General features: G+C 64.9%; 20 protein-coding genes and 1 pseudogene. 7 read left to right on the top strand and 14 right to left on the bottom strand.

From position 1 onward, the window contains the following. The first annotated feature begins 57 nt into the window (after nt 1-57). Nucleotides 58-966 carry a LysR family transcriptional regulator gene (locus tag L0U83_RS15640; protein ID WP_233884441.1) on the top strand — a complete coding sequence of 303 codons (909 nt, stop codon included), beginning with the start codon at nt 58-60 and terminating at the stop codon, nt 964-966. Nucleotides 967-1,018: 52 nt separating this feature from the next. On the opposite strand, the gene L0U83_RS15645 is transcribed toward L0U83_RS15640, so the two are convergent. From L0U83_RS15645 to L0U83_RS15700, 12 genes are all read right to left on the bottom strand, one after another. Further along, on the bottom strand, nt 1,019-1,807 hold the full coding sequence (locus tag L0U83_RS15645) for a DUF4397 domain-containing protein (RefSeq protein ID WP_233884442.1): 789 nt from the start codon (nt 1,805-1,807) through the stop codon (nt 1,019-1,021). 288 nt (nt 1,808-2,095) lie between these two features. Then, nucleotides 2,096-2,494 carry a Na+/H+ antiporter subunit G gene (locus L0U83_RS15650; RefSeq protein ID WP_233884445.1) on the bottom strand — a complete coding sequence of 133 codons (399 nt, stop codon included), beginning with the start codon at nt 2,492-2,494 and terminating at the stop codon, nt 2,096-2,098. Between the two features lie 12 nt (nt 2,495-2,506). Further along, nucleotides 2,507-2,782 carry a K+/H+ antiporter subunit F gene (locus L0U83_RS15655; RefSeq protein ID WP_233884446.1) on the bottom strand — a complete coding sequence of 92 codons (276 nt, stop codon included), beginning with the start codon at nt 2,780-2,782 and terminating at the stop codon, nt 2,507-2,509. Then, the gene (locus tag L0U83_RS15660) at nt 2,776-3,270 is read right to left on the bottom strand and encodes a Na+/H+ antiporter subunit E (protein WP_233884447.1); all 495 of its coding nucleotides are present in this window, start codon (nt 3,268-3,270) and stop codon (nt 2,776-2,778) included. Before L0U83_RS15660 ends, L0U83_RS15655 begins: the two co-directional genes overlap by 7 nt. A gap of 1 nt (nt 3,271) precedes the next feature. After that, nucleotides 3,272-4,930, bottom strand: a complete 1,659-nt coding sequence (locus tag L0U83_RS15665) for a monovalent cation/H+ antiporter subunit D (RefSeq protein WP_233884449.1) — start codon at nt 4,928-4,930, stop codon at nt 3,272-3,274. Next, nucleotides 4,927-5,280, bottom strand: coding sequence for a Na+/H+ antiporter subunit C (locus L0U83_RS15670; RefSeq protein ID WP_233884452.1), 354 nt, complete (start codon nt 5,278-5,280; stop codon nt 4,927-4,929). Before L0U83_RS15670 ends, L0U83_RS15665 begins: the two co-directional genes overlap by 4 nt. Next, nucleotides 5,280-8,081: a monovalent cation/H+ antiporter subunit A gene (locus L0U83_RS15675; RefSeq protein WP_233884454.1), complete on the bottom strand. Its 2,802-nt coding sequence runs from the start codon at nt 8,079-8,081 to the stop codon at nt 5,280-5,282. Before L0U83_RS15675 ends, L0U83_RS15670 begins: the two co-directional genes overlap by 1 nt. Nucleotides 8,082-8,250: 169 nt before the next feature. Further along, the gene (locus L0U83_RS15680; RefSeq protein WP_233884455.1) at nt 8,251-8,724 is read right to left on the bottom strand and encodes a fructose-bisphosphate aldolase; all 474 of its coding nucleotides are present in this window, start codon (nt 8,722-8,724) and stop codon (nt 8,251-8,253) included. Nucleotides 8,725-8,864: 140 nt separating this feature from the next. Beyond that, nucleotides 8,865-10,574 carry a lactate permease LctP family transporter gene (locus tag L0U83_RS15685; RefSeq protein WP_233884458.1) on the bottom strand — a complete coding sequence of 570 codons (1,710 nt, stop codon included), beginning with the start codon at nt 10,572-10,574 and terminating at the stop codon, nt 8,865-8,867. A gap of 91 nt (nt 10,575-10,665) precedes the next feature. Further along, nucleotides 10,666-12,132, bottom strand: coding sequence for a LutB/LldF family L-lactate oxidation iron-sulfur protein (locus L0U83_RS15690; RefSeq protein ID WP_233884461.1), 1,467 nt, complete (start codon nt 12,130-12,132; stop codon nt 10,666-10,668). Continuing rightward, entirely contained in the window at nt 12,129-12,848 is a 720-nt protein-coding gene (locus L0U83_RS15695) for a LutC/YkgG family protein (RefSeq protein WP_233886530.1), read from the bottom strand. The genes L0U83_RS15690 and L0U83_RS15695 overlap by 4 nt, the downstream gene beginning before the upstream one ends. A gap of 11 nt (nt 12,849-12,859) precedes the next feature. Then, the gene (locus L0U83_RS15700) at nt 12,860-13,651 is read right to left on the bottom strand and encodes a (Fe-S)-binding protein (RefSeq protein ID WP_233884464.1); all 792 of its coding nucleotides are present in this window, start codon (nt 13,649-13,651) and stop codon (nt 12,860-12,862) included. 175 nt (nt 13,652-13,826) lie between these two features. On the opposite strand from L0U83_RS15700, the pseudogene L0U83_RS15705 reads away from it, so the two are divergent. From L0U83_RS15705 to ppk2, 3 genes and pseudogenes are all read left to right on the top strand, one after another. Further along, nucleotides 13,827-14,531, top strand: a pseudogene (locus L0U83_RS15705) (FadR/GntR family transcriptional regulator); the annotation flags it as partial. 239 nt (nt 14,532-14,770) lie between these two features. Beyond that, entirely contained in the window at nt 14,771-15,151 is a 381-nt protein-coding gene (locus L0U83_RS15710) for a VOC family protein (RefSeq protein WP_233884468.1), read from the top strand. Between the two features lie 110 nt (nt 15,152-15,261). Next, nucleotides 15,262-16,191, top strand: a complete 930-nt coding sequence (gene ppk2, locus L0U83_RS15715; protein ID WP_233886531.1) for a polyphosphate kinase 2 — start codon at nt 15,262-15,264, stop codon at nt 16,189-16,191. Between the two features lie 82 nt (nt 16,192-16,273). On the opposite strand, the gene L0U83_RS15720 is transcribed toward ppk2, so the two are convergent. Next, entirely contained in the window at nt 16,274-17,863 is a 1,590-nt protein-coding gene (locus L0U83_RS15720; protein ID WP_233884474.1) for an inorganic phosphate transporter, read from the bottom strand. 161 nt (nt 17,864-18,024) lie between these two features. On the opposite strand from L0U83_RS15720, the gene L0U83_RS15725 reads away from it, so the two are divergent. After that, nucleotides 18,025-19,644, top strand: coding sequence for a GGDEF domain-containing protein (locus L0U83_RS15725; RefSeq protein WP_233884475.1), 1,620 nt, complete (start codon nt 18,025-18,027; stop codon nt 19,642-19,644). Between the two features lie 50 nt (nt 19,645-19,694). On the opposite strand, the gene L0U83_RS15730 is transcribed toward L0U83_RS15725, so the two are convergent. After that, on the bottom strand, nt 19,695-20,099 hold the full coding sequence (locus L0U83_RS15730) for a helix-turn-helix domain-containing protein (RefSeq protein WP_028209627.1): 405 nt from the start codon (nt 20,097-20,099) through the stop codon (nt 19,695-19,697). A gap of 745 nt (nt 20,100-20,844) precedes the next feature. Between L0U83_RS15730 and L0U83_RS15735 the strand changes: the two genes are divergently transcribed. Further along, nucleotides 20,845-21,243, top strand: a complete 399-nt coding sequence (locus L0U83_RS15735; RefSeq protein WP_233884479.1) for a hypothetical protein — start codon at nt 20,845-20,847, stop codon at nt 21,241-21,243. A 61-nt stretch (nt 21,244-21,304) separates the two neighbouring features. Continuing rightward, a complete protein-coding gene (locus L0U83_RS15740) occupies nt 21,305-21,919 on the top strand; it encodes a hypothetical protein (protein ID WP_233884483.1) in 615 nt (204 codons plus the stop codon). Nucleotides 21,920-21,921: the final 2 nt, after the last annotated feature.

The following is a 21,921-nucleotide window of genomic DNA, read 5'->3' on the forward strand; positions in this document are numbered from 1 at the left end:
TGACAATCCCATGGCTCGTTGACAGACTGTCAAAATATCTTTGACAGTGGAAGTGCCATGGACGTCAATGCGCTGACCCTGCTCGTCGAGATTCTCGACGCCGGCAACCTGAGCGAGGCGGCGCGCCGGCTCAAGATGAGCCGCGCGAACGTCAGCTACCACCTCAACCATCTGGAGAAGTCAATCGGCCTGCAACTCGTGCGCCGCACCACGCGCCGCGTCGAGCCGACCGAAATCGGCCTGAAGCTTTACGAGCACGGCCGCGCGATCCAGAATGCGCTGCTCGCCGCGCGCGAGTCGGTCTCCACCCTCGGCCAGAGCCTGCAGGGGCGCGTGCGGCTTTCCGTGCCGAGCGGCTACGGGCAGCTCGTCATGTCGGACTGGCTCATCCAGTTCAAGCGCATGTACCCCGGCATCGTGCTCGACGTGATGTTCGAAAATCGCGTGGAAGACCTGCTGCGCGACGAAGTGGATATCGCCGTGCGCGTGATGCACGAGCCTCCGCAGAATCTCGTGGCGCGCGACATGGGCCCGGTGAAGTACATCGCGTGCGCGTGCACGGAGTGGGCCGAAAAACATGGCATGCCGCAAACGCTGGAAGACCTGGCGCGCGCGCCCGTCATCACAGCAACGGTGGTGGGGCGGCAATTGCGGCTGGCGGGCTATCTGGACGAGGACCGGCACGAGGTGTTGCTCGAGCCTTCGATCATTTCGGAAAACTTTCTATTTTTGCGGCAGTCGATTCTGGCAGGACTCGGCGTAGGTATCGTGCCCGACTACGTGATGCACGACGACATTCGCCAGGGCGCCGCCGTCACGTCGCTCGATAGCTGGCGCTTGAGCATTTTCGGCACGCACATGTACATGCTCTACATGCCGAACCGGCATCACACGCGGGCGGCGTCCACATTCATCGATTACGTACTGGCCGAAGCGCGCAAGACCGGGCGCGGCGGGGACGCGTGAGAGGCGCATAGCGCACGCCTCGACTCGCCGCGACGGTTGCGAGCGCAACGAACTATTGGCCCGTGAGCGTGTTGTTGTACTCCACGGCTGGCTGCGAGGTGTTGCCGCCCTGCGCGACGAGCAGGTGAATCTGCCCCGGCAGGAGTTGCGAGAGCGTACCCGAAATCGGCACGGTCGTAATGAGCCAGTCCGCGTTGTTCGCGAGGTTGAACGAAGCCGATTCGTAGATCGCTGTCTTGCTGCCCGCTGTCGTCACGATCGCCACGTAGTTGCCGCCGTTCATGTAGATCGAGTCCTGGCCGCTCGCGGGCACGGCGTTCTTGTATCCCACGGCCGGCAACGTCGGCTGCACGGTGTTGATATCCGTGCCGGGTGCGACGATGTAGATGTCGAGGTTCTGCGCGTTGACGGTGGCGTTGAACGCGCGAAGGCGTGCGCTGCTGGAAAGCAGGCCCTTGTCGAACGGATCGTCGATCAGGCCGATGTCGCCGCCGGTGAGCGCGGGCAGCGCGAGCACGGTGTACTCGTGGCCCTTCGCCACGTCGGGGAAGTTGCCGCTTGCAAGCGCCGTGGTCGTGCCGGTGCTCGCATACGAGACGTTCGTGTTGCCGGTGTTGATGTTGGCGAAGTTCGTCACCTGCTTGTATGCGATGTTCGTCTGCAAGGGGCCGTTGACCAGGAAATCGACGTTCGGGCCGCCCGGCAGGGCATGCACGAAATGGATTTCAGGGTTCTGCACGCCGATCTCCTTGCCGACATCGTTGCTGCTGCTGCCGCCGCCACACGCAGTGAGCAGGGCCGCCGCGCTCGCGAAGGCGAGCAGGGTGCGCATCGTCTTCATTGTTCACCTCATCTGTTTCGTTCAGGCTGCACGGTGTACGGCCTCGATTGCGGCCGCGCATTGTTATTGCGCCCGTTCGCGAGCCGTGACGGCGGCGCGATGTTCCATCGGGGGCGAGCAGGATCAGCAATTGGTGTGCCGCGCGTTGCGAGTCACGCAGTGATTGCGCGTGCAACGGGATGAGGAGAAGGTGAGAGCGGCGCGGTCCGGCGCCGGTGTGAAGCCGGGCGTGCGATCTTTACAGCGTTCGATGGCAGCTTTTTCAGGCGTGAAAGTCCACGCCGAAATTCAAGAATCTTGTGCGGCGGCGTCATCCGGGTTCGCGTCTTGCGCACGCTCGCCGCTTGCGCGAGCGATGGTGGCGTCCGGTCGTCCGCGTGTGACGGATGAAACGCGAACACGTTGCTGGATACCGGCCTTCGTGAGCATATGTGCGCTGATGGGCGCGGTGAGAAACAGGAACGCTGGAATCAGCACTTCGTGCAGGCTCGCGAAATTGTCGTGCGTGCTGAAGTAGACGACGGACGCAAGCACGACGCCGCCCACGCCGAGTGTGGTCGACTTGGTCGGTCCGTGCAGGCGCATGTAGAAGTCGGGCAGCCGTGCGAGGCCTATCGCGCCGATCAGCGTGAACACGCTGCCGAGCAGGAGCAGTACGCAGACAATCGCTTCGATGACGGTTTGCATGACGAACTCGCCCTAGTTCAGTTCGATGATGTCGCCGCGCTGCAGGTACTTCGTGAACGCGACCGTCGCGACGAACCCCATCACCGCGATGAGCAGCGCGATTTCGAAGAAGACCGTCGAACGCTGCATGATGCCGTAGACGACGATCAGCGCGATCGCGTTGATATTCAGCGTGTCGAGCGCGACGAGCCGGTCGGGCAGCGAGGGTCCACGCACGAGGCGCACGAGTGTGAGCAGAAATGCGAGCCCGAGGATCGCGAACGACACCGGAATGACGATGGCTAGCATGCGAAGATCTCCATGAGCGGGGCTTCGTAACGGGACTTGATCAAGGCGACGAGCGCGGCTTCGTCTTCGAGATCGAGCACGTGGACGACCAGGCGCGTGCGGTCGTCGGAGAGCTCGGCGCACAGCGTGCCGGGACTCAGCGAGACGATGCTGATGAGCGCCGCAAGCGCGATTTCGTGGGTGCTGTCTAGCGGCACCTCGATGAAGGCGGGGCGCAGGCGCGTCATCGGGCCGAGCACGAGCAGCGCGACTTCGAGATTCGCCACGAGGATGTCGTAAAGCACGTGCCCGAAGAGCCGCACGAGCAGCCACGGTTTGCCGAAGCGCACGGGCGCGAGCCACAGCCCTTCGCCCACGGCGAAGGCGATGACCGTGCCGAGCACGAAGCCAAGCAGCAGGTTACCCGGCGTTGCGTCGTTCATCAGCAATAACCAGCAGACGAGCAGCACGAGTGTGAGCCAGGGGTGCGGAAAGAGCCTCTTGAGCATGTCAGCTTCCTCCGCCCTGTGTCGTTTGCGGTGCCTGCGCGGGCAGGATCGCGTGAACGTAGGCTTCGCGGTCGAGCAACTGCGCGGCGGTGGCGTCGAGATACTGCTTGAGCGGGCCGGCAAAGACCGTCGTGGCCACGACGCCCGCGAGCAGCAGCGCGCACGCGGCGAGCTTGGCGCGGCTGCCTCGCGGCGCTGCGGCCGGTGCGCCGTTGTAGGCGCGTGCAGTGGGATCGGCCCACAGCAGGCGCGTGCCCGTGCGGCTCAATGCGACGATCGACAGCAGTCCCGAGACCAGTACGGCAGGCCAGAGCACGACAGCTTGCGCAATCGGCGTAGCGGCGAGCACCATGGCCTTGCCGAGAAACCCCGAGAGCGGCGGCAGTCCAGCCGCGCCCACGGCTGCCGCGAGATAGAGCACGCCGGCGATGTTCGAGGGCCAGGGCGCGGGATGCTTTTCAGGGGCCGCTGGCCTGGCAGTATCCGGCTCGCTGTCCGCGTCGGGTGTGATGGCGGGCGCAGTGGCGTCGTCGAGCGATTCGAGCGAGGCGGGTTCGCGAGTGTCGGCTGCAGTGGGCGCGACCGGAGATTGGGTTGTTTCGGACTCCAGTGTATCGGCGAGCATGAACAGTGCGCCCGTGCATAGCGTCGTGCTGATGAGGTAGTACAACAGCGCGCTCCACGCAAGCACCGTTTGCAGCGTGACGGCGGCGATCAGCAGACCGACCGAGACCAGCACGAGAAAGCCCGTCGTGGTCTTGAGGCTCGATACCGCAAGCGCGCCGAGCGCGCCATAGATAATCGTCGCGATGGCGAGCCACCAAGCCCATTGATGCAGGAATGCATCGAGCAAGCCGCCCGCCGCGCCGAATACGAGCGCGTCGCAACGAAGCATCGCGTAGATGCCGACCTTGGTCATGATCGCGAACAGCGCGGCGACCGGACCGATTGCGCTGCGATATGCCTGCGGCAACCAGAACGACATCGGGAACACGGCGGCCTTGAGGCCGAATACGAGCAGGAGCATCGCACCCGCGAACTGCGCGAGCGGCAGCGACGCGGCGTCCAGATGCGCGAGTCGCTCGCCCATGTCGGCCATGTTGAGTGTGCCCGTGAGGCCATACAGCACGCCCAGCGCGATCAGGAAGAACGACGATCCCACGAGGTTCAGCAGCATGTAGTGCAGGCCGTTGCGCACGCGGCGGCGTCCGCCGCCGTGCAGCAGCAGCGCATAGGACGCGATCAGCAGCAGTTCGAAGAATACGAACAGGTTGAAGAGATCGCCCGCGAGAAACGCGCCGTTCAGGCCCATCAATTCGAACTGCACGAGCGCGCGATAGTAGCGCCCGCGCCGCGCGTCGGCGCTCGTGGTGCCGAGCAGGCAGCAGCAGGCGAGCAGCGCGGTCAGCACGAGCATGAGCGCGCCAAGCCGGTCGATCTGCAGCACGATGCCGAACGGCGCGGGCCACGCGCCGAGCGCATAGCTCGCAATCTGCCCCTGCGCCGCGAATTCGGCGAGCGCCACCGCTATCGGCAGCAGCGCGAGCGTGGCGATCACGTTGATCGCACGCTGCAAGCGCTTCGCACGCAGCGGCAGCGCAACGATCGCGCCGCCAGTGAAAAGCGGAATGAGGATGGGGAGGATGAGAGCGTGGTTCATTCGCCGCGCGTCTCCAGGGCGTTGTGGCACGGGTTGTCGCCATCGACGTGATCGCTGCCGTCTATCGCGAGCGCGCGCAGCGCGAGCACGACCGTGAAGGCCGTCATGGCGAAGCCGATCACGATGGCGGTGAGCACGAGCGCCTGCGGCACGGGGTCCGCGTATTGGGCGCCCGGCGCGATCACGGGCGGCTTGCCGGTGGACAGACGTCCCATGCCGAGCAGGAACAGGTTGATCGCGTAGGAGAACAGCGTGATGCCGAGTATCACCGGCAGCACGCGCGCGCACAGCAGCAGGTAGATGCCGCTCGCGCAGAGCACGCCGAGCGTAATGGCGAAGGCGGCTTCCATCAGCTTTTCTCCACGTTTTGCATGTCTTTGTCGCGCACGCCGAGGTGCGAGACGATCGTGAGCGTCGTGCCGACCACGGCGCCAAGCACGCCGAGGTCGAACAGCATGGCCGTGCTCAGTTCGATTTCGCCGATCAGCGGCACATGCAGATGGCCGAACGCGCTGGTGAGGAAGGGCTGGCCGAGCACGATCGCGCCCACGCCCGTTGCGGCCGCAACGAGAATGCCGAGGCCCGCGAGTGCACGGTAGTTGATGCGGATGCGCGATTCGGTCCACAAAACGCCGCTCGCCACGTATTGCAGAAGGAGCGCAATGGATATAACGAGCGAAGCGATGAAGCCGCCGCCCGGCAAATTATGGCCGCGCAAAAAGATGAACACGGCAACGAGTACGGTGAGCGGCAGCATGAGACGCGCAAGAATGGCGAGCAGCAGCGGATGCGATTGCGACGACCACGGCAGGCCGCCCGGCCCCGTGTCGGGAGACTTCAGACGCAGGCCGCGCAGCAGCGCCTTCACGGCGAGTCCCGCGACCACCAGCACGCTGATCTCGACCATCGTGTCGAAGCCCCGGAAATCCACGAGGATCACGTTCACGACGTTGTGGCCGCCGCTGCCCGGCAGCGCATTCGCGAGAAAGAACTGGCCGACGCCATCGATGGGCGCACGCGTCATCACCGCATACGCCACGCCGCCGATCAGCGCGCCGCCCGCGAGTGCGAGCACCGCGTTGCGCGTGCGCGCGACGGGAGCGTGTTCCGCGCGCTGCACGACAGGCAGAAAGTAGATGGCGAGCACGAGCAGCAGCACTGTGACCACTTCCACGGAGATCTGCGTAAGCGCGAGGTCCGGCGCGGAAAAACGCACGAACGCGAGCGTGACGAGCAGCCCGCAGGTGCTCAGCAGCACGAGTGCATAGAGCGTATTGGCGCGCACGAGCACGACGCCCACTGCCATCAGCGCCATCAGCACGAGGCCGACGAGCGTCATCGCGTCAAGCGGCGCCGAGCGATACGTGCCGTCCAGCGACGGAAGTGCGAGCAGCGCTGCGCCAGGCACGATCAGCATCGCCGCGATCATCCACGCGAGATACGACGGCAGCGATCGCGTTTCGAAGCGTTTCACCACGAAGCCCGCGGCTTTTTCGAGTTGCTGCACGAAGCGGTCGAAGCCTTCGCTCGCGTTCATTTCGGAAAGCATCGAACGATGATGGCGGAACGCGTCGCGGCGATAGAAGAACAGCAGGGTGCCGCCCAGGAACGACACGCAGCTCATCAGCAGCGGTAGATTGATGCCGTGCCACAGGCTCAAGCTGTAAGTGGGCACGACGCCGCCCAGTGCGAACCACGCCGCGGATTCGAGCATCTTGCCGATGGTCTGCTGCGGCACGAGCCCCACGAGCAGACACATCACGACGAGAATTTCGACGGGTAGCTTCATGAAGCGCGGTGGCTCGTGCGGCGGGTAGTGCGGAAGATCGTGCGGCGTTTCGCCGTCGAAAAACACGCCCCACACGAAGCGCAGCGAGTACGCCACCGAGAGCCCCGCCGCAATGACCGCAAGCGCGGGAATGATCCAGTTGAAGTCGCCGAGCAGTCCTTGCGCAAGCGTTTCGCCAAAGAACATTTCCTTCGAGAGGAAGCCGTTGAGCAGCGGTACGCCCGCCATGGCGAGCGACGCCACGGCGGCTAGCGCGGCGGTATGCGGCATGAAGCGGCGCAGGCCGCGCAAGCGGCCGAGATCGCGCGTGCCCGTTTCGTGATCGATGATGCCCGCGGCCATGAAGAGCGAAGCCTTGAATACCGCGTGATTGAAGGTGTGAAAGAGCGCGGCGACGGTGGAGAGTTGTGTGTCGAGGCCGAACAGCAGCACGATGAGCCCGAGATGGCTGATGGTGGAATACGCGAGCAGCCCCTTGAGATCACGCTGCAAGAGCGCCATGGCGGCGCCGCCCGTGAGCGTGACGAGGCCGATCAGGCTCGTCACGTAGAAGAACCAGTCGGTGCCTTCGAGCACGGGGTAAAAGCGCGCGATAAGGAAAATGCCCGCCTTCACCATGGTCGCCGAATGCAGGTACGCGGAAACGGGCGTGGGCGCCGACATCGCATGCGGCAGCCAGAAGTGGAACGGGAACTGCGCCGACTTCGTGCACGCCGCGAAAAGAATGAGCAGCAGAATGGCGGGATACAACGGATTGCGCTGCACCTGGCCCGCATGCGCGAGCACGACGTCGAGGTCATAGCTGCCGCAGACGTGGCCAAGCAGCAGCACTGCGGCCAATAGCGATAGACCGCCCGCTCCCGTGATCGTGAGCGCCATGCGCGCGCCGCGCCGCGCTTCGGGGCGCGAAGGCCAGAAGCCGATCAGCAGGAACGACACGATGCTCGTGAGTTCCCAGAAGATCACGAGCAGCAGCAGGTTGTCCGAGAGCACGACGCCGAGCATCGCGCCCATGAAGAGCAGCAGCAGCGCGTAAAGGCGCGGCAGCGACTCGCTGCCCGCGAGATAGTAGCGCGCGTAGATGAAAACAAGCAGGCCGATCGCGAGCACGAGCAGCGCGAACATGAACGAGAGGCCGTCCAGGCGCAGCGCGAACGAGAGGCCGAGTTGCGGGATCCACTCGGCTTGCCAGTGCAGCACACCATGAGTGGCCATGCCCACGCGTTCGCTCGCCAGCAGTCCAAGGCCGAAGAGCGGGGCCGCGAAAGCGACCCAGGTGCCGGCGGCGGGCGCGTAACGTCGCGCGAACACGACGAGCGCCGCGGCGACGAACGGTATTACGACGAGCCACCCCATTGCCATTCGACACTCTCCGTGAATCCGGCAGGGCGCCGGGCCGGCGCACTGCAGTTCACGATCATAGCCGCAATCGGGGACGGAGTTCATTCATGTGGCATGAAGGCGGCCACGGGGTGTCATGTGAATGAAACTTGCGTCAGGTCCTCTGGCTTGTGGGGCTTGTCGATGATTTTCACATCGGCCAGATAAAGGTCTCGTGAGCGCCTGTCGTTTTGCCGATGTCCACCGTGCGCCGCTCGGTATTGCCGCCGTAGCTCGCGGTAATCACATAGCGGCCGGCCGGAATCGAAACGAGCATGAACGGGCCGCGCGTGCGCGTGGAAAGGAGCGGCGTGCCGTGCATGTCGGCGATCTTCACCGGTACGTTCGCAAGATACTCGTTGCCGCCGGCCGATTGCCGCGCGAATTCCAGCGAGAGCGGATATTGATGCATCGCCGACTTGAACGCCGCCGACTGGTCGCTGCCGATGCCGCCGGATAGAAACGCAATGTCGCCCTCGTGCTCGGCGGGCGGCAGGACGCCAGCCGTTGCGGTCGTGACGTCTGCGTTGCCCGCTGCCGGGGTTGCCGCCCACGCGCCCGGCGCGCCTAACACCACGACGAGCGCTAGCGCCGCGCCGATCCACGGAGTTGAGCGTGCTTTCATTTTCCACCTCCATCGATTCGTTGAACGGATGCCGGCACGTGTATCGCGTTACCGCATGCGAGCGCGTGCCGGATGAATCGAGCGTAGGCAGGCCGGCTTAAAAGCCGCTTAAAACCAGCGTCGCAACTGCGATTGCGCAATCACTGCGGAATCATGCCCGTCAGCACATAAGCCTGAATCAGCGTCACGACGCCCACCACGGCCGCGAAGAACAGGCTGTGACGCACGGTGAAGCGGAACAGCGACGACTCCTTGCCGACGAGGCCCGTTGCCGCGCAGGCCACCGCGATCGACTGCGGCGAGATCATCTTGCCGCTCACGCCGCCTGAGGTGTTGGCCGCGACGAGCAGCGTGTCCGACACGTTGATCTGATGCGCCGTAGTGTGCTGCAGCGAGCAGAACAGCGCGTTCGACGATGTGTCGGAGCCCGTAAGAAACACGCCGAGCCAGCCGAGGAACGGCGAGAAAAACGGGAACGCCGCGCCAGTGCCTGCAAGCGCGAGAGCGAGCGTCGACGACATACCCGAGTAGTTCGCGACGAACGCGAATGCGAGCACGAGGCCGATGGAAAGCACGGGGCGGCGCAGTTCGCCGAGCGTCTCGAAGAACGCAGCCACGGCAGCGCGCGGCTTCATGCGCAGCAGGATCGCGGAGAGGATTGCAGTAATCATGATGGCGGTCCCCACAGCGGAGAGCCAGTCGAGCTTGAATACGGCCTCATACGGCTTGGGCGAAGCGACGATCGGTGCCGTGCGCACCACGAGCTGATCGAGACCCGGCACGTGCAGGCTCAGAATCGTGCCCGCGAGCGGACCCTTCGCCGCGAAGAGCGCCTTGAACGGCTTGACGCTCCACACGGTCACGATGACCGTGAGCAGAATGAACGGCGACCACGCGCGCACAGTTTGCGCGATGCTGTACGGCGATGCCTTGCGGCTCGAAGCGGCCGGGCGCGCGCGACCGGCGCCGCCGCCAAAACCGCCCAGCGCAGCGGCACCGCCGCTCACCTTCACGCTCGTACCCTGCGTTGCCCGGCGCGGCTGCCAGACATTGAGAAACGCGGCGAGCGCAACGAGGCTCACGAGCGCAGAGGTTATGTCCGGCAGTTCGGGCCCGATGTGGTTCGATGTGAAGTACTGCGTAACAGCGAAGCTGCCGCCTGCGACGAGCGCGGCGGGCCACGTTTCCTTTACGCCGCGCTTGCCGTCCATGATGAAGACGAGCCAGAACGGCACGAAGAGCGAAAGCAGCGGCAACTGGCGCCCGGCCATCGCGCCGATCAGGAAGGGATCGATGCCCGTCACCTGGCCCGCGACGATGATGGGGATGCCCATCGCGCCAAACGCGACCGGCGCGGTATTGGCGATGAGGCACAGGCCCGCGGCGTAGAGCGGCTCGAAACCGAGGCCGACGAGCAGCGCCGAGGTGATCGCGACCGGCGCGCCGAAGCCCGCCGCGCCTTCGAGGAACGCGCCGAACGAGAAGCCGATCAGCAGCAGTTGCAGGCGCTGGTCGTCGGTGATCGAGAGCACCGAGGCGCGGATGATTTCGAATTGCCCCGTCTTCACGACGATCTTGTAGAGGAACACTGCGGTGACGATGATCCACGCGATCGGCCAGATGCCATAGGCAAAGCCGAAGCCCGCGGAAATGAGTGCCTGACGCACGGGCATGCCGTACTCGAAGATCGCCACGGCGAGCGCGAGCAGCAGGGTGATCGCGGCGGCGACGTGGCCTTTCATGCGCAGGCCAGCGAGCGCGACGAAGAAGAACAGAATGGGAATGGCAGCGACGAGCGCGGATAGCCACAAACTGCCCAGTGGTGTGTAGATCTGATTCCAGGGTTGCACTACGGTCTCCTCCGATGATGCGGGTAGAAAATGTATGTAAGTTCGTCAGGCGCGCTTTATGAGTTATTTCGCATGCCTGACGACATGAGCGCTATTGCGGCTGACCTCGTTCGCGCAGCAGGTCGTGCAGGCTGCGCGGTGCGGGCTTGAGCGGCGTGCGATGCTGCGTCCAGCCCATTTGTTGCGAAGGCGCGAGTCCGCGCAGCCGCGTCACGGCCCAGCGCAGCGCGCGGTACGCGCGCGGATGTGCGAATGCGCCGCTCCAGAAGCGCCAGATGAATTGCTCGCTTCGGCTGTGATTCGCACCCTGGCCGCGCAGTGGGTGCGCGACGCTTTCCTCGGGGTCGCGGTTCGCTTCGGTGCGCAGGCGCACGAGCAGTTGCGGAATCGGAATGCGCACCGGGCAGACTTCGCCACACGCGCCGCACAGGCTCGAAGCCGTGGGCAACTCGGCAGTCGCGTCGAGCCCGAGCAGATGCGGTGAAATGATCTTGCCGATCGGCCCTGGGTACGTCGTGCCATACGCATGCCCGCCGATACGCGTGTACACCGGGCAGTGGTTCATGCACGCGCCGCAGCGAATGCATTGCAAAGTGGCGCGCAATTGCTCGTCGGCATAAGCCTGGCTGCGGCCGTTATCGAGCAGCACGAGATGCACTTCGCGCGGGCCGTCTTTCTCGCCTTCGCGGCGCGGACTGCTGATCAGGTTGAAATACGTCGTGATGGGCTGGCCCGTGGCCGAGCGCGTGAGCAGGCTCGAAAGCGGCACGATGTGCTCGAGCTTCGCCACCACCTTTTCCATGCCCATGATCGCGATGTGCACATCGGGCACCGTGGTGGACAGGCGGCCGTTGCCTTCGTTTTCCACGAGCCAGAGCGTGCCCGTGTCGGAGGCGGCGAAGTTCACGCCTGAGAGGCCGATCTGCGCATCCACGAAGGCACGGCGCAGCGCGCGGCGGCCCGTTTGAATGAGCGTGTCCACGTCCTCCGTAAAGGGCGTATCGGGAATGTGCGCTTCGAACAAGTGCCCGATGTCCCCCTTCGTTTTGTGGATGGCGGGCATCACGATGTGCGATGGCTTCTCGCCCGCGAGCTGCACGATGTACTCGCCCATGTCCGATTCGATGCAGTCGACTCCGCGCGCCGCGAGGTAGTGGTTGAGCTCGATTTCCTCGCTCGCCATCGACTTGCCCTTGATCACGCGCGTAGCCGCGTGCCGCTGCGCGATGGCGTGGACGATGCGGTTGGCTTCGTCGGCGGTCTCGGCCCAATGCACCTGAATGCCGTTCGCGCGCAGTTTCGTTTCCAGTTGCTCGAGCAATTCGGGCAGACGCGAGAGCGCGTGCTGGCGCACGGCTTCGCCGAGATCGCGCAGGGCTTCGAGTTCATCCGCCTCGGGGAACTGCGCAGCACGCTTGCCTTGCAGGAAGTCCATCGCGCCGCGAAAGCTCTTGCGCAACTGCGGGTCGTCGAGCGCCGTGCGTGCGCGCTGGCGGAATTCCGCGGTCGGGACGAAATGCAGCGTGTTTTCCTGGGATGTCTGCGTGGCCGTGCTCATTGGGCGTCTCCGTGCTGCGCACTCGCTTCGTGATCCTCATCAATGACGACGATGACCCACAGCGCACGCGGGCCGTGCGCGCCATACGCGGTGGTCTGCTGAATGTCCGAGGTTTTCGATGGTCCCGAAATCATCACGAGATTGGTGGGCATGCCGTCGCGCCAGCGTTCCGCCGCCACGGCGGCGTGCAAGTCGGCGTGCAGCGTGTGCGCGTGGATCAGCGCGATGTGCAGCGGCGGCACGAGCGAGACCGTGCGTGGCGCGTTCGCATCGGGCACGACCACGAGCGTCCCTGTCGCCGCGAGACCCGAGCGCGCGACCGTGAAGCCTGCGTCGATGGTGTCGAAGAGTTCAGTCTTCCACTGCTCGATCGGCTGCGCGTAGCTGCGCGCCTGCACGGCGGCCGGGAGCGCTGCCGTGAGCGCTTGCCCTTCGGCGCATTTGGTGTCTAGCAGCAGGCTGCGCACGCCGGCTGCCGCGAGGCGCCTCGCGAGATCGGCGGCCCACGTTGCGGCATTCGCGCAGATCACCTCGGCGTGCGCGGCTTCGAGCATGCGCTGGAACTGCGCGATGCGTTCGTTCAGCGCAAGCGGCGCGTGTGCCCGGCGCCCGGCGTAATGCGCGTCGATGCGTGCATCGAGCGCTTCGGCCGTCGTGGCGGGCGCGGCGGGGGCATGGCCGCGCAGGCGTTGCAGCATGCGCGCACGCGCGCTCATCGAATCGACGCTCATGCGACCTCCCCGCCGGTGCGGCGCCAAAGGAACGAGGCCAGGTGCTCCACGGCGAGCGGCGCGCCCTTGTGCGCCGCCGCGTGGCCGATGTTGAGCAGGCAGCCGCAGTCGGCGGAAACGAGGCGTTCGCAGCCCGTGGCGCAGGCCGAAGCGATCTTGTCGGCGACCATTGCGCCGGAAATGTCGGGGTGCTTCAGCGAGAACGTGCCGCCAAAGCCGCAGCATTCCGATTCGCGCTCGTGGTCGATGCGCGTGACGCCCGGCAGCGCATCGATGACTTCGACACCGTGCACGCGCGTACCCATCTCGCGCCGCGCGCCGCATGAGGTATGCAGCACGACGCGCTCTTCCGGCGGCTGGACGGAACCCCTCGCGCCATACGCATTGAAATCGACGTTGAGCACGCGCACGAGGAATTCAGTGAGTTCGTACACGCGCCCCGAGAGTTCCTGGGCGCGCGCGGCGTTCGCGGCATCGTCGTCGAACAGTGCGGGCCAATGGTGGCGCATCATGCCCGCGCACGAGCCCGAAGGCACGATCACGGGCCACGGCTTGTCGAAGAGACCGAACTGCGCGAGCGCGACCTCGCGCGCCTGGCGCGGGTTGCCACTGCTGTACGCGGGCTGGCCGCAGCAACTCTGGCTGCGCGGGAAATGGACTGTTAGGCCCTCGCGTTCGAGCAGCTTCACCGCGTCGAGGCCGGCTTGCGGCACGAACAGGTCGACGAGGCAGGTGGCGAACAGATAGACGTCGGTGGGGCGCTCGGTGGGGTATTGCCGTGGCTTCATGTCTCGCTCGGTGTCTTTGCGCGCTTTCGCGATCGGCCCCCGCGGGTGGGTGGCCGCGGAGGTTGAAGACAAGCGCTGGTTTGGGCGCATAATTCCTGCTTTGGGCGAGCGGTTCAAACTGGTTGGACCACCCGTCGCAAGCGACAACGAGACTCGGGATGGCGCGGGGATGGCAATGAGGGACAGGGCAGGTACGCGCGGGCGCGTGGAAACCGTGATGCGTCAGATGGAGACGTCGCTGCTCGACGGCACCTGGCGTGCGGGAGCGAGGCTGCCTTCCGAGCGTGTGCTCGCACTGGAATACGACGTGGCGCGCAACACGGTGCGCGAGGCGATCCAGCGCCTGGCCGCGCGCGGCCTCGTGCAAAGCAGGCCGGGAGCGGGCGTATTCGTCACCGATCAGCTGCGCACGGGCTTTGCGTCACCCTGGGGACAACTCGTGGCCGATCATCCGGCCTTACGCGACGACATCCTCGAGTTTCGTCGTGTGCTGGAAGGGGCGACTGCGTATTTTGCGGCGCTGCGCGCGAGCGACGAGGACCTTGCGCGCATTCGCGCGCTGATGAAGGAGCTGGAGCGCACACGCGAAGTGGACGACAAGGCTGCGGAGGCCGACACCGACGCGAAACTGCACGAAGTGATCGCGCAGGCTTCCCACAACGCGATGTTCCTGCATCTGCACACGAGCGTGCTGGGCGTGCTGCGCGAGCACATCACGATCAACGGCACGGGGCTGCGCGTGCAGAACGAGGACGCGCCGGATCAGCTGCTGCAGCAGCATCGAACGCTTTGCGATGCGATCGTCGCGCGGCGTCCCGAGGAGGCGCGCACGGCGATGCAGACGCACATCGACTTCGTGCGCACGCGCGTGGGCGAGGAGATCGGCTGGCCGGAAAGTGGTCCAACCAGTGATAATGTCGTGCGCGTCGCGCCAGCGTCCGCGCAGGCCGGTAAGACGCTGCGCAAAGCCACTCGCAAGGCGGCGGGCAGCGTAGAGCAAAAGCCAGCGGCCCGCGCGCGGCGGGCGAACGCTGCTAAAGTCGGTTGATCGGATCGACGACCCCATCACCCCATTAACGGGCCGCGCGCAGCGCATAGCCGCATGAGCAGGAGGAACCGATGAACGAGCGCACCGCGCAGATCGTGGCATTGAGCGCCGTGACGCTGACCGTCAGCGATATCGCGCGGTCGGCGCCCTTTTACGAGGCGCTCGGCTTCGTGCAGAAGGCCGGGCCTGCAATACCGGGCTTCGCGTCGTTCGAGCTGGGCGGTACGGCGGGCGTCTGCTATCTGAATCTGCTGGAGGGGACGCACGGCGCCGTGAACGGCTGGGGCCGCGTGATCCTTTACGTCGCCGACGTGGACGCGTTCTACGCACACGCACTCGCGGCCGGAGCGAAGCCCGAATTCGCGCCGCGCGACGCGCCGTGGGGCGAGCGCTATTTCCACCTCGTCGATCCGGACGGCCACGAGCTGAGCTTCGCGAAGCCGCTCACCTGAGCCGCCGCCATGCATTTGAAATATTCGTGACACTCGCTGCGCCGATAGTGGCGCGAGTTGCCAGCATATCGACCAAGGAGAGAGTCGCCATGAATGAATTCGACCGCACGATGGACGCTGAACAAGCGGATGCGGAACAGCAGGAAGCCGAACGGCATCGCCGCCGGCGTCTGGATGAAGAGCTCATCGACGCTTACGACGAAGAGCTCGAAATGGAGGTCGACGACCGGTTGCAGGAGAGCGGCCTGCAGATCAGCGACGAGGCGCGCGCGCTGCGCCGCGTCTATTTCCGCGAGCTGATCCGCCTGCAGGGCGAACTCGTCAAACTGCAGGACTGGATCGTGAGCACGGGGCACCGGCTCGTCGTGATCTTCGAGGGGCGTGACGCGGCGGGCAAGGGTGGCGTCATCAAGCGCATCACGCAGCGCCTGAACCCGCGCATGTGCCGTGTGGCCGCGCTGCCCGCGCCGAACAACCGCGAGCGCACGCAATGGTATTTCCAGCGCTACGTCCAGCATTTGCCGGCGGGCGGCGAAATGGTGCTGTTCGACCGCAGCTGGTACAACCGCGCGGGCGTGGAGCGCGTGATGAACTTCTGCACCGACGACGAATACGAAGAATTCTTCCGCTCGGTGCCGGAGTTCGAAAAGATGCTCGTGAGGAGCGGCATCCAGATCGTCAAGTACTGGTTCTCGATCACCGACGACGAGCAGGAAGTGCGCTTCCAGAGCCGTATCGAAGATCCGCTCAAGCAGTGGAAGCTCTCGCCGATGGACCTCGAGAGCCGTCGCCGCTGGGAGGCCTACACGCACGCGAAAGAAATGATGCTGCAGCGCTCGCACATCCCCGAGGCGCCGTGGTGGGTGGTGCAGGGCGTGGACAAAAAGCGCGCGCGCCTGAACTGCATCCACCATTTGCTGAGCCAGGTGCCGTATCACGAGATCGAGCATCCGCACGTCACGCTGCCTGCGCGCGTGCATCATCCGGATTACATTCGCCAGCCGGTGCCGCAGGACATCATCATTCCGGAGATTTATTGAGGGGTTGGCTTTACGGCAGTACCCAGCAAAAAAGCCGCGCTCCCCTTGCGGGGAAGCGCGGCTTTTTCTTGTCCATTCGTGCTCAGAACACGTGTCTGAACACCCAATAAAGCGCTCCCGCCAGCACGATCGAAACGGGTAGCGTGAGCACCCACGCCATCACGAGGCTGCGCACCGTGTTCCATTGCAGGCCCGAGCCGTTCGCGGCCATCGTGCCCGCCACGCCCGAGGAGAGTACGTGCGTGGTCGAGACCGGCAGCCCATACACGTCCGCCGCGCCGATCGTCACCATTGCCACGACTTCCGCGCAGCCGCCCTGGCCGTAGGTCAGGTGCTGCTTGCCGATGCGCTCGCCCACCGTTACCACGATGCGCTTCCAGCCCACCATCGTGCCGAGACCCAGTGCGATCGCCACGGCCACCTTCACCCACGTCGGGATGAATTTCGTGGCGTGGTCGATCTGGCTGCGGAAATTGTTGATGGACTTCAGGTCATCGGTTGAGAACGCCACGGCCTTCTGCTTGTCGAGCAGGCGGATCGCTTCGGAAATCACGTACATGTTGTTGCGCACGTTATCGACGACCGATTGCGGCACCGCCGCGAGCGAGCCGTAGCCGTGCACCTGGTCAGCCACCTGGTTCGACAGCGCGGCGAGCGCGGGCACCGTCGTGTTCGATATCGTGCGGCTGCCGATGAAGCGCTCCACTTCGGCGCGCGGCTCGGCGGGCGCGGCCACGCCGTTCGTGTAGCGCTGCAGCGCGCGCGTGGCGTCGTGCGCGACGGCGACGAAGGTCTGCGTTTGCTCGGCCGTCACGGCACGGTTCAGCGCATAGGCGGTGGGCACCGTGCCGATCAGGATCAGCATGATGAGGCCCATGCCCTTCTGGCCGTCGTTGGAGCCGTGCGCGAACGACACGCCGGTGCAGGTGAGAATGAGCAGCGAGCGGATCCAGAACGGCGGCGGCTCCTTGCCCTTCGGCTCCGCGTAGAGCGCGGGAACGCGCACGACGGCCTTGAGGATGAGCAGCAAGAGCCCTGCCAGCAAAAAGCCGATGATCGGCGAAAAGAGCAGCGACTTGCCCACGCCGAGCGCCTGGCTCCAGTCCACGCCGCTCGTGCCGTTGGCGCCGTGCATGAGCTGGTTCATGAGACCCACGCCGATGATCGAGCCGATCAGCGTATGCGAGCTAGACGAAGGCAGGCCGAAGTACCACGTGCCCAGGTTCCAGATGATTGCGGCGATGAGCAGCGCGAACACCATGGCGAAGCCCGCGCTGCTGCCCACCTGCAGGATCAGTTCGACAGGCAGCAGTTGCAGGATGCCGAAGGCGACCGCGCCGGTGGAGGTGAGTACGCCGAGAAAATTCCAGGCGCCCGACCACATCACGGCGATATTGGGCGAAAGCGAATGCGTATAGATGACGGTCGCGACCGCATTCGCGGTATCGTGGAAGCCGTTCACGAACTCGAAACCGAGCGCGATGATGAGCGCGATGCCAAGCAGGATCCAGGGCATCGCCGAGCTTTCGCGCACCGACGAGAGGTCGTCGGCAAGATGCATCCCCACGTACACGGCGCCTATGGCGATGACAATGAGGAAGGCGAGCAGGCTGACATTGCGCCCGCGCGCGGGGGCAGCGCCCGGTTGCGGTGACAGGGAAAATTCTGGCATGGCAGGCGGGCTCCAGGGGGAGGGAGTGGGCAAAGGTTTCGCCTCCGATCCTGAACCGCGCGGGTGTCCGTTTGATGACGGTTTTGTGCCAGCCATGCCCGTTGCATGCCCAAGAGGACGGCGCCCCATCGACGCACGCCATCAGTAAGAGGATTGCGCAGATGCCAAAACGGGTTCTTTCGCTGCGTCTCCTGGTGCGCCTGTGGGCCGTCGCACGGGCGCAAGCGGCGACGCGCCTGATCGGCAACTATCCCCTTTTCGCGGGGCTCTCCGGCACGCTAATCGCTACGGTGATGGCGATCTTGACCTACGCGGCGCTCTACGAGGGCCGCGCTGAAGAGTTGCGCCACGCCCAGGAGAACTCGCGCAACCTCGTGCAACTCATCAGCAACGACATCGCCCGCAACGTCGAGATTTACGACCTGTCGCTGCAGGCCGTGGTCATGGCCGCGCAGCAGCCGCAGACCTGGAGCATGCCCGAGGCGCTTCGCCAGCGCGTGCTGTTCGACCGGGCGACGACGGCGTCGAGGCTCGGCGGCGCTTATGTGATCGACGCCACGGGCCATGTGAAAGCCGCGCACAGCGATGCCTTCGACGCTTCGGAAGCCAGCATTTCGGTCGCCGACCGCGACTACTTCATCGCGCAGCAGCGCGACCCACAAGCGGGCCTTTTCTTTTCGAAGCCGTTCCGTTCGCGCCTGCGCGGCGGCATGCTCACCATCGGCCTCACGCGGCGCATCAATGCGCCCGACGGCACGTTCGCGGGCGTCGCGCTGCTCGGCGTGCGTCTCGATTACTTTCAGCATCTTTTGGAGCAGATCAATGTGGGGCAGGGCAGCCGCCTCTTCATCGTGATGCGCGACGGCACGCTGCTCGCGAGCCAGCCGCCGTCGCCGCGCGGCGACGTGGCGAACTATTCGGACCTGCCGAATTTCGCGGTCTTTTCCCGCCGCGCAGCGGGCAGCTTTACGCTGCACTCGCCGCTCGACGGCGTGGAGCGCATCTACACGTTTGCGCACGTGGGTAACTCGCCGTTCATCGTCGTCGTGGCGCCCGCCGTGGAGGCCGTGCTCGCTGGGTGGCGGCGGCGCAGCTACATTGCGCTGGTGGTCACCACGGTGTTCGGCGGGGCGTGGGTCCTGGTGTCATGGGTGCTCGCGTTTGCGCTGCGCGACAAGGTGGTGGCCGAGGCCGAGCTCATGCGCCTGGCGGTTACCGACCCGCTCACGGGTCTGGCGAATCGCCGCGCGCTCGACAGCCGTCTTGCGGCGGAATGGCATCACGCAGTGCGCGAGCGCACGCCGCTTTCCGTGCTGTTTTTCGATATCGACCACTTCAAGCTCTTCAACGACACCTACGGGCATGCCGCCGGCGACGAGGTTCTGGCCTTCGTGGCCGGGCGCATCGCTTCGGGATCGCGGCGCGCAACCGACCTCGCCGCGCGCTTTGGCGGCGAAGAGTTCGCGGTAGTGCTGCCAGACACGGCGCTCGACGCCGCAACGCGCGTTGCGGAGAAGATCCGCAAACGCGTCGAGTCGGCCAATCTCACGCTAAGTGGTACGCACCATGGGTGCGTGACGGTGAGCGCGGGGTGTGCAAGTTGCTATCCGCCGGTGGGCGGCAGCGCCGCGAAGCTGCTGGCTGCCGCCGACCGCCTGTTGTACGAGGCCAAGGATGCTGGCCGCAATCAGGTCCGGTCGCAGCAATGGACGGGAGAGGAGGCACAGCCGCTGGTGGATTCCGAGGCCGGAACCCGAGGCCGCGATGCGCCCGCAACCTGAGGCTGAGGCGCGCCCGCTTCTCGCGCGGCGCGCGACGCCCTCCATGCCGGTCAGCGCGCGGATTTCGACAGCCGGTGGCCGAGGCCCAGGTTTGAGACGATCTGCCAGGTGTAGACGCGCGAATAGTGCACGCCGAACTGCCGGCCGATCAACTCGCGCACGCGGCTGTTGGTCCACGCATCGCTTGGAAAGCCGTGGTCGCGTGCGGAGCCGTGCAGGGCGCTCGCGATCCAGCCTAGCGCGGCCTGATCGAGCACCGAAGGCCGGCCGCCCACGCTCATCTGCTGGAGCGCGGCGAGCCCGCCGTCCTCGACGATGGACTTGTAGCGCCTCACCGTCTGGGCGGAAAGGTGGAGTGAGTCGGCGACGCTATTCACGGTCGCGCCTTCCATCAACATCTGGCCGGCGGCCATTCTTCTCGCGACGCTCGGCAGGTTCTCGGTTCGGGTAAGCATGTGTTCACTCGTCGACGAAAGATTCCGGACACGCGGCATTGCGGATGTGCCGCTCCTGTAACCCTTCCTGCAAGCGGGTCTTGTCGCTTGCCATGGATCCGGCGCCGGTGCGGTGACGCGAGAACCATGACGGACGGCGAAATCGACGCCCGGTGAAGGGCGCTTGTTGCGAAACGCCTCGGTGTTCCGCAGCGGATATTAATAATTGTTTTTGTAGGGAATGTGTATAGCTAGCGGAAAAATAGTCTGCTTGACTTGTGGATATTCCTGAACTAATGGGAAAAAACAACCGGTTCGCGTTGGTCAACAATAGGTGCTGCCATTTCGCATTGATCCCGCATTGCGAAGTTTGCTCCCATTGCAGCCCGATAACCTGACTTATTTGCGCAATCATCGGAAAACAACGCTATGCGTTGTTTTGTATGAATAATTAACCGTTCAGCAGAGATTGCGCCGGATCGGCCCTATTCAATATGGATTAAATCACCGTGGTTGCATCTTTAGATGTTTGTTATCGTTTTTGGCCGCTATCGTGTAAAAATCGCCGCCGCTCAGCCTGGGTGACGATGGCGATGGAGCAATTTCGGGGAGTGATTTGATTTTTTTGTGCAGAATGTTTTTCGCAAACATTTCGAATCGATTCGAATGCGGATTGGATTCGAATGAACGAATGCAGAATGCCGGATTTGCCGCGACATGTGTCGCGTGGCGAAACGGGTCCCTGAATCTTGTTGGGCCGCTGCGGATGAATAAAGAACTCGATGAAAAGGTAGGTCGTTTGTTGCGGCGCGCCGCGAGCCGCCGCTCGCTCGTGCCGTATGGCGCGTTTCACGCCCTGTTCGCGGGCGACGTGCCGCTGCGCGAGCGTTACGAAAAGCTCGAGGCGGCCGCGGCTGCGTTGTGCGAGCCGTGCGAGGCCGACTATGCGTCGCTGCTCTCGACCGATTCGGGCCTGCCCGGGCCGGACTTTTATACGCGCTTCAAGCGCCTGCATGCCGAGCGTTACTACGCGACGCTCGGTGCGGACCGGCATCGGATGCTGCGGCTTGCCGAAAAGCGTCAGCTCGCGAGCGAGGAACGCGAGCGTGTCTATGCCCACTATCTGCGCTGTGCCGCCGAAGAAGCGTGCGTGAACGGCGCGTGATGCGTGCGTGCAGTGCAATGTCGTTCTCTTGTCATTGACGATCCACAGAAGGAGTTGCCACATGTCCACGCGCTATCGTTCTTATGCGCCGCTGCTCGGCGCTGTACTCGTGCTTGCCCTCGGCGTGTCGCCGCACGTGCCGCTGCGTGCGCAGACGGCGTCCGATGCCGCGCCTGAAAGCGCCCCCAACGCCACGTTGCAGATCGGCGAGGTACAGACTACGGCCACGGTCGTGAGCATCGACGCGGCGACCAATTCGGTCACGCTGCGCGGCGCGCGGCGCAATCTGGTGACGGTGGCGGTCGATCCCACCATCGGCGACGTGAGCAAGCTCAAGCCCGGCGATCACGTGAATATCCTCTACAAGGAGGCGTTGCTGCTGCGCGCCGACAAGGTGGCGACGAGGGGCATCCGTTCGCGCGTCGATACGGTCGCTACCACGCCCGCTTCAGGTGGCGTGGCGGCGACCGCGCATAGCGTTCAGGTGATTGCGACGGTCGAGAAGATCGACCGCAAGAGCCGCAAGGTCGCGTTGCGCGGACCGAATCGCACGGTCGTGGTCGTCGCGCCGCCGGACGTGCCGCTCGAATCGATCAAGGTGGGCGACAGCATTCGCGCCGACTATGTGGGCGCGACGGCGGTGCAGGTCACGCGCGCTGGCCAGAGCCTGCAGTGAGG

The sequence above is a fragment of the Paraburkholderia flagellata genome (assembly GCF_021390645.1).
Taxonomy (GTDB): domain Bacteria; phylum Pseudomonadota; class Gammaproteobacteria; order Burkholderiales; family Burkholderiaceae; genus Paraburkholderia; species Paraburkholderia flagellata.